The organism is Stutzerimonas decontaminans, from assembly GCF_000661915.1.
Taxonomy (GTDB): Bacteria; Pseudomonadota; Gammaproteobacteria; order Pseudomonadales; family Pseudomonadaceae; genus Stutzerimonas; species Stutzerimonas decontaminans.
The window spans coordinates 1,184,839-1,198,475 of sequence record NZ_CP007509.1; the positions used below are offsets into that span (position 1 = coordinate 1,184,839).

Sequence of the window (13,637 nt, forward strand, 5' to 3'; positions counted from 1 at the left end):
ACTTGTAAACTGCGCTTTTTCGCCTGTTCGCCTTGCGCTGGCTGCCTCGCTGACGTTCTTCAACGACCTGCGGCGCACATTCAGCGAGGTGATCCGATGCGAATTCTGGTGGTGGAGGACGAGGCCAAGACGGCTGACTACCTCAAGCGCGGGCTGGAGGAATCTGGCTATCGCGTCGAGGTGGCGCGCAACGGCGTCGATGGCAAATACCTGATCGAGGAGGAGACCTTCGACCTGTTGATCCTCGACGTCATGCTGCCGGGGCTCGACGGCTGGGAGCTGGTACAGGTGGTGCGCAGGCGCTCGGCGCATACGCCGGTGCTGTTTCTCACCGCGCGCGATGCGGTGGAAGACCGTGTGCGTGGGCTGGAGCTGGGCGCCGACGACTATCTGGTCAAGCCGTTCTCCTACGCCGAGCTGCTGGCGCGGGTACGCACCCTGCTGCGGCGCGGGCCGCCGCGGGAAGTCGAGCGCTTTCAGGTCGCCGATCTGGAGCTGGACCTGTTGCGCCGTCGCGTCACCCGCCAGGGCGAACGCATCAGCCTGACCAACAAGGAGTTCGCCTTGCTGCACCTGTTGCTGCTGCGCCAAGGCGAGGTGCTGTCGCGTGCGCAGATCGCCTCGCAGGTCTGGCAGATGAACTTCGACAGCGACACCAATGTGGTCGACGTAGCGATCCGCCGCCTGCGCGCCAAGGTCGACGATCCCTTTCCGCTCAAGCTCATCCACACCGTGCGCGGTATGGGCTATGTGCTGGAAGCCGCCACGTGAGCCTGTTGCCGCGTTCACTCAGCCTGCGCTTGGCGCTGGCCTTCGCCCTGGTGGCGAGCGTGCTGCTGGGCAGCATCGGCCTGTATATGTACTGCTCGCTGGAGCGCGAGATCGCCTGGCGTGACGATCAGGCACTGCTTGGCCGGCTGGAGCGTATGCAGGCGCTGCTGGACGACAGCGCCAGCATCGAGGCGCTACGGCAACGTCCGCAGCTGTACGAGAACATGCTGGGTAATCGCGACAGCCTGCTCTGGCTGCTCGATGCTCAGGGGCGCGCGCTGATCGAGATCAACCCGGCGCGGCTACCCATTCCGACATTGCCGGCCAGCGCCGCAGCGGAGCTGATCGATACAGATGGAGCGCGGCTGGCCTGGCGGCGCCTGCCGGGCGAGGCGGGGCTGACGCTGGTCGCCGGGCGCATGCTCGCTGAGCGTGAGCAGATGCTCGCCGCCTACCGTGTAAAACTGTGGTGGGCGTTGAGCCTCGGCGCGCTGCTGGCGTCAGTGCTTGGCTGGCTGATCAGTCGGCGCGCCTTGCGTCCGGTGCGTCACCTGACCCGTCAGGCGCTGGCGATCGACGTGCAGCACCTGCACCTGCGCCTGGACGAATCGGCCATGCCCAGCGAACTGGAGCCGCTGCGTGGGGCGCTGAACCAGATGCTCAATCGCTTGGAACAGGGCTTCGCGCGCTTGTCGCGCTTCAGCGAAGATCTTGCCCACGAGATGCGCACACCGCTGGGCAATCTCATGGGGCAGACCCAGCAGCTGTTGCACAAGGACCGCGATGCCGAGGCCTATCACGCGCTGCTGGTGTCGAATCAGGAGGAGTACGAGCGCCTGGCGCGAATGATCGACAGCATGCTGTTTCTCGCCCGTGCCGAGCAGCCGGCAACGGCCATCACGCGGCAGGCTTTTTCGCTGCCGGAACTGGTCGAGCAGCTGTGCGAATACTTCGAGGGTGTCGCCGAAGAGCGTGGCATCCAGCTGCTCGACGAGACCGAGGGCGAGCTGTTTGGTGATGCCGACCTGATTCGCCGGGCACTGGCAAACTTGCTGGCCAATGCGCTGCGCTATGGCGCGGGCGACAGCCCGGTGCGCATCGTCAGCGGCTCAGGGGCTGGCTGGCGCTGGGTCAGCGTGATCAACCAGGGGCCGCCGATCGCGGCGGAACAGCTGCCGCGGCTGTTCGACCGCTTCTACCGCTGCGATCCGTCACGCGCGGAACCGGGCGATTCCGGCGGCCTGGGATTGGCCATCGTGCGCTCGATCATGCAGCTGCACGGCGGCGAGGTTGATGTGCGTAGCGATTCCCGGCAGACCGAATTCACCCTGCGTTTCGCTGCAACATCAGCCTGATTTCGATCATTGGCACCGGATCGGGAAGCCTCACTGCGCTGTCACAGCTAAGGTGGATATAACCGCCTGTGAGAGACGCGCTTGTGGATAGTCTGAAAATCGCTACCTACAACATCAATGGCATCCGTGCACGTCGGGCCAATCTGCTCGAATGGCTGACGCGCGAGCAGCCTGACGTGGTCTGCCTGCAGGAACTCAAGGCGCAGGATGCCGACTTTCCCATCGATGACATCCGCGCGGCCGGCTACGGCGCGATCTGGCAGGGGCAGAAATCCTGGAACGGGGTGGCGATTCTGGCCCGCGATTGCGAGCCGCTGGAGATCCGCCGCGGTCTGCCGGGCGATCCGGATGACAGCCACAGTCGCTACCTGGAAGCGGCTGTGCAGGGCGTGATCGTCGCCTGTCTCTACCTTCCCAACGGCAATCCGCAGCCGGGGCCGAAATTCGATTACAAGCTGGCCTGGTTCGAGCGCTTCATCGAGCACGCGGCGGGCCTGCTGGCAAGTGGCCATCCGGCGGTGCTGGCCGGCGACTACAACGTGGTGCCGACCGACGAGGACATCTACAACCCGCGCTCCTGGAAGAAGGACGCGCTGCTGCAGCCGGAAAGCCGCGAATGTTACGCGCGCCTGCTGGCACAGGGCTGGACCGACGCGTTGCGCGCCAGGTACCCGGACGAGCGCATCTACACCTTCTGGGACTACTTTCGACAGCACTGGCAGAAGAATTCCGGGCTGCGCATCGATCATCTTCTGCTCAGTCCGGACCTCGCGCCGCGCCTGCAGGATGCCGGTGTCGACCGCTGGGTACGCGGCCAGGAGCATGCCAGTGACCATGCTCCGACCTGGGTCAGTCTGGCCATGGCGAAGGCGTAGCCGATCGGAGCGCTGCGGAGGCGGGTAGTGCGCTGACCATCCGCTTCGGCGACCACACGGGCTGCCGTTTCCTTCGCCGACAAATCGTCCGCAGGTGAATCAGGCGCCAGCCTATTTCCTTGGGGCAGCTGATGCGGCGGGTTTGGCCTTAGCCGAGGCGGTGCTCGGTTTTCCGGACAGCAGTACCAAAACGCCTGCCTTCCAGCGGTTTAGCTGAACCTTTGGCGCGCGTCGGCAGTCGACTTTATAACGCGGGCCGCAGCGATGCGGCCCTTCCCGAGTCGACTTGGCAGGAGGTATACGATGGATACGAAAGAGACGATTTCAGTACTCAACGACCTGATAGAAACCAGCAAGGACGGCGAGAAGGGCTTCCTCGAATGCGCCGAAGACCTTCGCGATCCCCAGCTTAAAAGCACCATGAACCAGCGCTCACGCGATTGCGCCACCGCCGCTGCGGAGCTGCAGCAATTGGTCCGCTCAATGGGGGGTGACCCGGAAACCAGCACCAGCCTCTCCGCTGACATGCACCGTCGCTGGGTCGATCTCAAGGCGATGATCACTGGCAAGGATGACGAGGCGATTCTCAACGAGTGCGAGCGTGGCGAGGACGTGGCAGTGAAGAGCTACCGCAAGGCGCTGGAAAAAGATCTGCCGGCAGAGGTGCGTATCGTGGTCGAACGCCAGTACCAGGGCGTACAGCGTAATCACGACCAAGTGAAGGCGCTTCGCGATGCTGCGCGCGCTCGGAGCTGACGCTTCGCTAGTAAACCAGATTCGAAAAACGCCAGCGCATGCTGGCGTTTTTTGTTTCTGCCGGTCAGGCGGTCTGGGGCTCGGCGATCTCGCAACCTTTGAGGACCAGGCGGATGATGGTGTCGGCGGCCGCATCGTAGTCGGCGTCGTCGAGGCGTGTCTTGCCGGTGACAGTGCTGATCTGCCAGTCGAAATCGGCATAGGTCTGGGTTGCCGCCCAGATGCTGAACAGCAGGTGATTGGCGTCGACATCTGCCATCAGGCCGTCATCGATCCAGCGCTGGATGCAGGCGATGTTGTGCGCCGCTTGTGCATTGAGCTGCGCAGTGCGTTCCGGGGATAGGTGCGGGGCGCCGTGCATGATCTCGTTGGCGAACACCTTGGAGGCGCAGGCGTGGTCGCGGGATATCCTGATCTTGGTGCGGATGTAGGCACGCAGCACCTCGGCCGGATGCCCGGGCTGGTTGAACGGGGCTGAGGCGGCGAGCAACGGCTCGACAATGCTCTCCAGCACCTCGCGGTAGAGGTTTTCTTTGGACTTGAAGTAGTAGTAGACGTTGGGCTTCGGCAGCCCGGCGCGGGCGGCGATGTCGCTGGTTTTGCTCGCGGCGAAGCCTTTCTCGGCGAATTCCTCGCTGGCGGCTTTGAGAATCAGCTCTTTGTTGCGCTCACGGATACTGGACATGGGGGCCTTTCGCTGGCTGCCGGCGATACGGACAAGCGCCCGCATGCTAGCACCCTGTTCGCGAGCCCCTCAACCGAACGCTGGCAGAGAAGCGAAGGGGCGCAATGCCCCTTCGCAGCAGCGCTTAGAAGTGCGCTTTGACGATGGCGCTGAAGGTGTTCTGGTCGGTTTTGCCAACGAAGTTCTGGCTGACGTAACCGCCATCCTCGATGCCGTACTTGTTGGTCCAGTAGTCGTACTCGATACCGACGTAGAGCTGCTTTTCGCCCCAGTTCAACGCCTTGCCCAGGTCGTACTTGATCTGCGGGTTGAAGTGGAAATTGGCGTGATACTCCTCGCCACGTGAGTTGCGGTCATTGTCCACTACCCAGTCGATGAAGCCATCGAAGAGGATGTCGGAGTTGCCCACCGGCAGGGTGTAGCCCCACACCGGAGTGATTTGCCAGACACCGTCACCCGCGCGGTCACCGTCGGTGTTGCGATGGTAGAAGTTCACGGAGAAATAGTCGAAGCCGGGCACGTTGAGGTCGAAACCCGGGCCGATCATGTAGGTTTCCACATCACCTTCGCCGAACTCGTAGGTCATGGCGACCAGCACGTCGGTGATCGGGCCGAAGCTCAGGTCACGCTGGAAGATCTTGCCGAACGACAGGCGCGGCGAGAATTCTCCGTAGAAGGTGCTGTCATCGCGGCCTTCGTCGTTGCCCTTGCCGTTGTAGTGGATCGAGTCGACGAAGAAGAAGGTGTCGCCGTACTTCCAGCCGTTGGCGTGCTCGAAGGTCACGGTCTGCTGGATCGGCGAATCGATCTTGTAGTCCTTGCCGTACAGGTACGTCAGGCTGTTGCTCTGCCAGTGCAGCAGACCTTCGGCCATTACCGGAGCGGTCAGCAGGCTGCCGGCAAGCGCGACGGCGAGTGGGGCGGTCTTGATGTGCATATGGTTTGTCCCTAGCGGTGCGTTTAGTTGATGGCTACTGGTTGATATTGTCGACGAACAGCAACGGCGCGAGAAGCGCGTCAAATCAAGGGATTGTCAGTTTCAGAGAGACCGATCGGGACATGGTGTCGCAGGCGTCGCATTTCTCGCCGAGTAGTCGGGGATGTTCACCGACAGCGTATTGGTGCCGACGGCATCCTCGATCAGCTCCTCGGGGTCGAATACATCGACTTCGCTCGGTTCGCGCGGCAGGAACAGGTTGAGCAGGATGGCGCTGAATGCACCGATGGTTATCGGCGAGCCGAAGATGTTCTTCAATACCTCGGGCATTGCACTCAGCGCCTCTGGAACGCCCGCGACACCTAGTCCGAGGCCCAGGGAAATCGACACGATCAGCATGTTGCGCCGATGCAGGCCGGCTTCGGCGAGAATCTTGATTCCGGCGATGGCCACGGTGCCGAACATGATCAGTGTGGCGCCGCCGAGCACCGGCTTGGGCATCAGCTGCAACACGCCGCCGACGAAGGGGAACAGGCCCAGCAGCACCAGGATGCCCGCGATGTAGTAGCCGACGTAGCGGCTAGCGACGCCAGTGAGCTGGATCACGCCGTTGTTCTGGCTGAAGGTGGTCATCGGCAGGCTGTTGAATACCGCGGCGACCGCTGAGCTGCAGCCATCGGCGAGAATCCCCGATTTGATCCGCCGCAGGTACACCGGCCCGCGCACCGGCTGGCGCGAGATCATCGAATTGGCGGTAAGGTCGCCGGCGGTCTCCAGCGGTGTGATCAGGAAGATCACCGCGATCGGGATAAAGGCCATCCAGTCGAATGCAAAGCCGAAGCGGAACGGTTGCGGCACGCTCACCAGCGGTAGCTCGCCCAGTTCGGCGAAATCGACCTTGCCCATGGACCAGGCGACCACGTAGCCCGCGGTAAGCGCGACGATGACCGCCGACAGTCGCAGGATTGGCCAGGGGAAACGGTTGAGGACGACGATGATGCCGATTACCAGGCCGGCCAGCGCCAGGTTGGGCAGGGCACCGAGGTCATCGGCGCCGTAGCCGCCGGCGATGTCGGTCATCGCCACCTTGATCAGCGACAGCCCCATCAGGCAGATGATGGTGCCGGTCACCACCGGCGTGATCACCCGACGCAGCTTGTTGATGCACTGGCTGAAGGCGATCTCGACGAAGGCGGCGCAGAAACTCACGCCAAACAGCGTGGCGAGAATCTCCTCAGGGCTGCCGCCGCGGCCCTTGACGATGAAGCCGGCGCTGAGGATGGCACTGAGAAAGCCGAAGCTGGTGCCCTGCAGGCACAACAGTCCGGAGCCGATAGGCCCGAAGCGTCTGGCCTGGACGAAGGTGCCGAGGCCGGAGACGAACAGCGCCATGCTGACGAGGTAGGGAACGTATTGATCGAGGCCGAGCACGCTGCCGACGATCAGGGTTGGCGTGATGATGCCGACGAAGCTGGCCAGCACGTGCTGCAAGGCGGCGAAGGTCGCGGGTAGCGGGCCGGGGCGGTCATCAAGCTGATAGATGAGGTCCTGGTTCGCCTGCGGAGCGGTGCCGCTCCTGTTTTCGGTTGCGGTCATTGTTAAGCCTGCCATTTGTTGTTTTACGGTCATGGGCTTGCGAGGCTTCACGGCACCTCTATCGCTGTCCGTCGAAAGCTGTTCGATCGGTCAGGACGCCTGGACTATAGCAACCTGTAGACAGGCTGATAAACAATAAATCATAAAATTGTGCACAATTGGATCGGCGGCAGTTGGCCCAGACGGCGCGAACGGGTCTGGACCAGGCCTCAGCGCGGTGCCTGCAATTCCCGCGAGACATTCTCCGCAAGGCCCGCACCGGCCTCGCTCATGGTCAGATAGGTGCGGTCGGCGCCAGCTTCCTGGATGCGCTGGGCGATGTCTTCGTACATCGCGTGCGAGACGATCAGGCCGCCAAAGCCGCTTTCGCGCAGCTTGCGGGTGGAGATGATCTTGGCCTCGGGATCGTTCATCGCCAGGATCACCGCTTCGACCTCGTTCATCTCCAGGCTCTGCCAGAACATCTGGTCCTCGGCGTCGGCGAACAGGACATTGCGGCCTTCCTTAGCACTTTTTTCCACCATCACCGGGTCGGAATCGAGGCTGATCAAGCGGAAACCTTTCTCCGCCAAGTAGTCATAGGCGGCGCGCCCGGTACGGCCCATGCCCATGATCAGGATTCGCGCATCGCCCAGCGATACCGGTTGTTCATCCGGGTGGCGAATGTTGCGCTCGCAGCGGATCAGGCGCGGCGCCAGACGTTCGTACAGCGGATGGGCGAAACGGTTGATCTGCGCCGACACGATGAATGAGAACGCCACGGTGATCGCCAGCGGCATTAGCCACTGCGGTAGGACCACGCTGGCGACGATCAGGCCGAATTCGCTGTAGTTGGTCAGACTGGCGGCACTCAGGAAGGCGCTGCGCGCGCGCAGGCGGAAGGCGATAAACAGGCCGAAGAACAGCACGGCCTTCAGTGGCAGCAGCAGCGACATGGCGAAGGCGAACCACAGGGCGTCGGCGTCCGGCAGCCCACCGATGCCGATCTTCAGGAAGAAGCCCACCAGGAACACTTCCTTGATCGCCCATAACGAATTGGCGAGCTCGCTGGCGCGCTTGTGTTTGGCGAGCATGGCGCCGAAGGCTAGTGCCCCCAGTTCGGAGCTCAGGCCGACGTATTCGAAGCCGAGACCGCCGGCCACCAGTGCCAGCATCAAACCGAGCAGCACCATCAGCTCCTCGTGGCCGCTGTGATCGAGCAGGCGGAACAGCACGGGCCGCAGCAGCGGCAGCAGGAACACCAGCAATGCCCAGGCGGAAGGGGCCTTGCCGGCGGCGAGGCTCATGACCACCAGAGCGATGAGGTCCTGGATGATCAGCACGCCGATGGCGACGCGCCCGTGGAAGGCGCGCAGCTCGCGCTTGCTCTCCAGCACCTTGGCCGCCAGCACCGTGCTGGAAAAGGACAGCGCTATCGCCAGCAGCATAGCCTCACGCCAGCTGTTATCGAGGATCAGCATGATCGCCGGCATCACCAGCACACTGGAGATGAAGAAGTGCAGCAGGCTGCCGCCAATGACTTCGCGGCGAACCAGATTGCCGAGCTTGAGCTTGAGACCGACGGTGAACAGCAGCAGGAGCACGCCCAGATGCGACAGGTGATCGAGAATGATGCTGTCATCCTGCCCGACGCCTACGTAATCGCCTGCGGCGGCCAGCGCGAAACCGGCAGCCAGATAGCCGATCAGCGGCGGCAGGCCGATGAAGCGGGCAAGCAGCCCGAGGGCGAAAGCGAAGGCAATCCAGCTGGCTTCAATCACGGGGCGGCGTCCGGCGTCGAGGGAGGGCGCGGCATTTTAACGGGGCGTCGGCGAATGGGTAGCGTCGGCGACGATATTCCTTGCGGGAATCTGCTCGCCTGTCGCCGGCCTGGTGGCGGGTGTTGCGTGATGCAGCGCAGCGTTGCCAACCTTGCCTAGGAGCCGAGGAGGGATGTGATGCGGCCAGTGCTCCGACTGGAACTGTACATAGAGAGAAACGCCGCGCGGGCTGCGCGCGGCGTCTTTGCTCAGTTGATGGACGCGCCCTTGGCGATCCAGTCACCCAGCAGATCGCGCTCGTCCTGGGTCATCTGGGTGATGTTGCCCAGCGGCATGATCTGGCTGGCCACGGTTTGCGCATGGATCTTCGCCGCCTGCTCGCGTATCTGCTCCGCGGTATCGAACATCACTCCAGCCGGGGCTGCGCTGAACAGGGGGCTGCTGGGCTGCGCTGAATGGCAGACGGTGCAGCGCTCGTGAATCACCTCGCTGACCTGAGCGAACTGGCCGGTACTGGCGCCGCTCTGCTGTGCACTCATGCTGGCCTGCTCCGGCGAGGTCGCCGCCAGGTTAGGTGCTGTCGGCTGACGGTTCGGCGCGGTGACGTAGGCCAGGCAGATCATGCCCAGCGCTGCGGCCGGTAGTGCCCAGGCGAACCGGTTACCGTTGTGGCGGGTGTTGAAGTAGTGACGCGCCAGCACCGACAGCGCGCCGAGGGCAGCGAGGATCAGCCAGTTGTACTGGCTGCCGTAGGTGCTCGGGAAGTGGTTGCTGATCATGATGAACAGCACCGGCAAGGTGAAATAGTTGTTGTGTCGCGAACGCAGCAGGCCCTTGGCGGGCAGCAGCGGGTCCGGCGTGCGGTTCTGCTCGATGGCGGCGACCAATGCGCGCTGCGCCGGCATGATGATGCGGAACACGTTGCCGACCATGATGGTGCCGATCAGCGCGCCGGTATGGATATAGGCCGCACGACCGCTGAATACCTGCGAGTAGCCCCAGCAGGCGCCAATCACCAACACGAAAAGAATCAGGCCGAGCAGGGCCGGCGTCTTGCCCAGCGGCGAGTCGCAGAGCAGGTCATAGACGAACCAGCCGACGATCAGCGAGCCGAAGCCGAGGGCTATGGCCGCCGCGGGAGTCAGCTCGCTACCCGGTGCGATCAGGTACAGGCTGGGGTTGAGGTAGTACACCACCATCAACAGCGCCACGCCGGATAGCCAGGTGGTGTAGGCCTCCCACTTGAACCAGTGCAGGTTTTCCGGCATCTGCGGCGGGGCGAGTTTGTATTTCTCCAAGTGGTAGATACCGCCACCGTGGATGGCCCAGAGATCGCCCGACAGACCCTCGCGCGGGTTGCTGCGGTTGAGGTTGTTCTCCAGCCATACGAAGTAGAACGAAGCACCGATCCAGGCGATGCCGACGATCATGTGAATCCAGCGAATACTCAGGTTCAGCCATTCGGTCAGATGGGCGTCCATTTTTCATGCACCTCTTGCGGCCTGCAGGCGGCCGTATTTCTTCTTGTTGGAATCGGCTTGAGCGCGTCGCGAGCGCAGGCAAGGCAACGCCGAATGGGCTGGCGCCGTAGCGGTCATGTCGATTCCCGTTGGGGGTCGAGGAGGAGTTGCTGATCCTCCGTGAAGAAGTACTCGTCGCAGTTGTTGCCAGAACCGCTGCGATCGACCACCAGGAATTCATCCCGCTTTTCGATCGTCAGCACCGGGTGGTGCCAGACGCCGCGGTGGTAATTGACGCCCTGCCTGCCATTGCTGATGAAGGCGCGGACGTGGCCCGGTACAGGTGCATCGCCAGGTGGCGCGACCACGACCAGAAATGGGTTGCCGAGCAGCGGTATGAACGCTTGGCTGCCCTGCGGGTGTCTTTCGAGCATGCGTATGGCCAGCGGCATTTCCAGCGCCTCGGCGGCGAAGATGCTGATGATCGCCTGGTCCTCGGGCGCGGCGGTCTCGACCGTGGCCAGCTTGTGATAGCGGCGGGTCGAACCGTTGTTGATCATGAAGAACTCGCTGCCTTCGGTCTCGATGACATCGCCGAAGGGGGCGAAGGCTTCCTTGGTCAGTGGCTCGATGGTCAGTGTGCGCATGGCGTGCTCTGTTCTGTTCTAGCGATGCCCCTTCCTTGCGGTAGGGGCTTTCCTTGCAGGGCAGTCTTGACTGCGATGGCGCTCGAGCGCATTCGCGGTCAAGACTGCACCCACGGTGCGTGCTTGATCGACTCCGACGGCGGACTTACTTCGCCACCTTGCCGAACAAGCGCAGCCGACTGACACCGCCGTCCGGGAAGATGTTCAGACGCACATGGGTGATCGGGCCGAGCTTGGCGATCTGCTCGCTGAACTCGTGTTCGGCGTGCATCGACAGCTTCTGGCTCGGCAGCAGCTCGCGCCAGAACAGGCTCTGGGTCTCGATCTGGCTGTCGGTGCCACCTTTGACGTAAGCCGCCTGGATCGAGCAGCTGTCGGGGTAGTTGCCCTTGAAGTGCAGGGTGTCGACGACGATGCGCTCGATCTCGCCCGGATGGCCGAGGGCGACGATGACCCAGTCATTGCCCGGGGTGCGGCGGCGGGCGGTTTCCCAGCCGTCGCCCATGTTCTCGCCACGGTTCGGGTTGAGGATGTTGCTCATGCGGCCGAAATGCTCGTCCGAGCAGGCCAGCGCGCGACCGCCATTCAGCGCCGCAGCCAGGTCGATCTGTTCGTTGTCGCCGACGCTGCTCCAGTCGCGGAACGGAATGCCGTGCACGCGCAGACGCGCGACGCCGCCGTCCGGGTAGATGTTGAAGCGCAGGTGGCTGACCGGCCTGTCGAAGGCGATCTCGTGGTAGTGGTGGCTGTTGCCCTGCAGCTCGACCGCCGGGAGGATTTCCGTCCACGCGGTATCATCGCTCGGGTCGCCGTCGGCGACGAAGCAGGCTTCCAGTGAGGCGGACGGCGGATAGTTGCCGGTGAAGTGGCTGGTGTCGATATCCACGCCCTTGATCTGGCCCGGCACGCCCAGGCGGATCACCGCGTGGTCGTAACCTTCGAAGCGCTTGCGGCGCGACTCCCAGCCGTCCATCCACTTGCCGTTGTCATCGAAAACGCCCTCCTTCCATACGGCCGGTGTTGGTTGGAACAACCGGTTAACGTCGGCGAACCAATCGTCGGTGACGGAGATGGCGCGGGTGCCCAGGCGGGCATCGGCCAGGTTGACGTATTTTTCGAAGGGTACGGCGTAAGCTTTCATGGACTCGTCTGCCTTGGATGAGAAGCGGTTTCTGTCATTACTGCCTTTGTTGCGGTTGGTGCTCGTTACATCGCCTGCAGTCGGAACAGGGCGATCTTGTTGATTTCCGCCAGCGCCCGGGCGAACTCCTGTTCGGGGTCGTTGTGGATGCGCTCTTCGAACGCGGCGAGGATCTGGTGCCGGTTGCTGCCCTTGACCGCCATGATGAAGGGAAAGCCGAACTTCGCCTTGTAGGCCTCGTTGAGTTCGGTGAAGCGGGCGAACTCCTCCGGCGTGCATTCGTGGATGCCGGCGCCGGCCTGTTCCGAGGTGCTGGAGGCGGTCAGCTCGCCACGCACGGCGGCCTTGCCGGCCAGATCCGGGTGAGCATTGACCAGTGCCAGCTGAGTGTCATGGTCGGCGGCGAGCATCGCCTGGGACAGGCGGGTGTGCAGCACCTTGATGTCGTCCAGCGTCTCGTCGACGCCCGCCTGGTAGACGGTTTCGGCGACCCAGGGCGAGTGCTCGTAGACGTCGGCAAAGGCGGCGACGAAGGCGTCGCGATCCAGCGTCGAGGGTTTGATCGTCTTGAACGGGGTCATCAATAGCGCTCCGCGGTAAAAGGGTGGGTGGCGTGCCAGTGGCGGGCGATGTCGACACGACGGGCGCACCAGACCTTCTCATGACCCTTCACGTATTCGAGGAAGCGGGCCAGCGATGCCAGGCGCGCCGGGCGCCCGAGCAGCCGGCAGTGCATGCCGATGGACAACATCTTCGGCGCGCCTTCACAGCCTTCGGCGTAGAGCACGTCGAAGGCATCTTTCAGGTAGGTGAAGAAGTCATCGCCGCTGTTGAAGCCCTGCACCTGGGTGAAGCGCATGTCGTTGGTGTCCAGCGTGTAGGGGATCACCAGATGCGGCTTTTCCGGCGTCGATTCCGGGTCCCAGTAGGGCAGGTCGTCGTCGTAGGTGTCGGAGTCGTAGAGAAAGCCGCCTTCCTCGCGCACCAGACGCCGGGTGTTCGGGCCGGTGCGACCGGTGTACCAGCCCAGCGGCCGTTCGCCGGTGATCTCGCTGAGGATGCGGATGGCTTCCTGCATGTGCTCGCGCTCCTGCGCCTCGTCCATGTGCTGGTAGTCGATCCAGCGGTAGCCGTGGCTGCAGATTTCGTGACCCGCGCCGGCCATGGTCTTGATCAGCTCGGGATGACGCTGGGCGGCCATGGCGACGGCGAAGATGGTCAGTGGAATCTCGTGCTTATCGAACAGCTTGAGCAGGCGCCATACGCCGGCGCGACTGCCATATTCGTAGAGCGACTCCATGCTCATGTGGCGCACGCCTTGCAACGGTTGCGCGGCGACCATCTCGGAGAGAAAAGCTTCGGATTCCTTGTCGCCGTGCAGCACGCAGCGTTCGCCGCCTTCCTCGTAATTGAGTACGAAGGACAACGCGATACGCGCATCGCCCGGCCAGCGCGGGTGCGGTGGGTTGCTGGCGTAACCGATCAGGTCGCGTGGGTAGTCGGCGCTCACTGGGGTGCTTCCTGTATGGCAGGTCGTCATGGCACGACCGGATGTCTGGATTGTATACAAATTGAATGGCGCTTTGTAAATAGCGAATTTCAACCTTTCTCTGCAGCTGGTATCTGCCATGTCGTAATCGGCGGTGCTCAAAGC

General features: G+C 63.0%; 13 protein-coding genes. 4 read left to right on the forward strand and 9 right to left on the reverse strand.

The genetic code is table 11. The features are described from left to right. The first annotated feature begins 96 nt into the window (after positions 1-96). The 4 genes from UIB01_RS05455 (at position 97) to UIB01_RS05470 (ending at position 3,757) form a co-directional block, all read left to right on the forward strand. On the forward strand, positions 97-771 hold the full coding sequence (locus UIB01_RS05455) for a heavy metal response regulator transcription factor (RefSeq protein WP_038657616.1): 675 nt from the start codon (positions 97-99) through the stop codon (positions 769-771). Beyond that, positions 768-2,126: a heavy metal sensor histidine kinase gene (locus UIB01_RS05460; protein ID WP_038657618.1), complete on the forward strand. Its 1,359-nt coding sequence runs from the start codon at positions 768-770 to the stop codon at positions 2,124-2,126. Before UIB01_RS05455 ends, UIB01_RS05460 begins: the two co-directional genes overlap by 4 nt. 83 nt (positions 2,127-2,209) lie before the next feature. Continuing rightward, positions 2,210-3,001, forward strand: coding sequence for an exodeoxyribonuclease III (xth, locus tag UIB01_RS05465; RefSeq protein ID WP_038657621.1), 792 nt, complete (start codon positions 2,210-2,212; stop codon positions 2,999-3,001). Positions 3,002-3,304: 303 nt separating this feature from the next. Beyond that, positions 3,305-3,757, forward strand: a complete 453-nt coding sequence (locus tag UIB01_RS05470; RefSeq protein ID WP_038657623.1) for a PA2169 family four-helix-bundle protein — start codon at positions 3,305-3,307, stop codon at positions 3,755-3,757. A gap of 64 nt (positions 3,758-3,821) precedes the next feature. Here UIB01_RS05470 and UIB01_RS05475 read toward each other — a convergent pair whose 3' ends face one another. The 9 genes from UIB01_RS05475 to puuE form a co-directional block, all read right to left on the reverse strand. Then, positions 3,822-4,442 carry a TetR/AcrR family transcriptional regulator gene (locus UIB01_RS05475; protein WP_038657625.1) on the reverse strand — a complete coding sequence of 207 codons (621 nt, stop codon included), beginning with the start codon at positions 4,440-4,442 and terminating at the stop codon, positions 3,822-3,824. Between the two features lie 124 nt (positions 4,443-4,566). Continuing rightward, positions 4,567-5,379, reverse strand: a complete 813-nt coding sequence (locus UIB01_RS05480) for an outer membrane protein OmpK (protein ID WP_038657627.1) — start codon at positions 5,377-5,379, stop codon at positions 4,567-4,569. 102 nt (positions 5,380-5,481) lie between these two features. Next, positions 5,482-6,975: a uracil-xanthine permease family protein gene (locus tag UIB01_RS05485; protein ID WP_180983550.1), complete on the reverse strand. Its 1,494-nt coding sequence runs from the start codon at positions 6,973-6,975 to the stop codon at positions 5,482-5,484. 209 nt (positions 6,976-7,184) lie between these two features. Continuing rightward, positions 7,185-8,735: a cation:proton antiporter domain-containing protein gene (locus tag UIB01_RS05490; RefSeq protein ID WP_038657630.1), complete on the reverse strand. Its 1,551-nt coding sequence runs from the start codon at positions 8,733-8,735 to the stop codon at positions 7,185-7,187. Between the two features lie 248 nt (positions 8,736-8,983). Beyond that, positions 8,984-10,216, reverse strand: coding sequence for a urate hydroxylase PuuD (locus UIB01_RS05495; RefSeq protein WP_038657632.1), 1,233 nt, complete (start codon positions 10,214-10,216; stop codon positions 8,984-8,986). A 113-nt stretch (positions 10,217-10,329) separates the two neighbouring features. Beyond that, positions 10,330-10,842, reverse strand: coding sequence for an ureidoglycolate lyase (locus UIB01_RS05500; RefSeq protein WP_038657634.1), 513 nt, complete (start codon positions 10,840-10,842; stop codon positions 10,330-10,332). A gap of 145 nt (positions 10,843-10,987) precedes the next feature. Then, positions 10,988-11,983 (reverse strand): allantoicase, encoded by a 996-nt coding sequence (alc, locus tag UIB01_RS05505; RefSeq protein WP_038657636.1) that lies wholly within the window; start codon positions 11,981-11,983, stop codon positions 10,988-10,990. Between the two features lie 65 nt (positions 11,984-12,048). Then, complete coding sequence (gene uraD, locus UIB01_RS05510) at positions 12,049-12,564, reverse strand: 2-oxo-4-hydroxy-4-carboxy-5-ureidoimidazoline decarboxylase (protein WP_038657638.1); 516 nt, start codon at positions 12,562-12,564, stop codon at positions 12,049-12,051. Next, complete coding sequence (puuE, locus tag UIB01_RS05515) at positions 12,564-13,493, reverse strand: allantoinase PuuE (protein WP_038657640.1); 930 nt, start codon at positions 13,491-13,493, stop codon at positions 12,564-12,566. Before puuE ends, uraD begins: the two co-directional genes overlap by 1 nt. Positions 13,494-13,637: the final 144 nt, after the last annotated feature.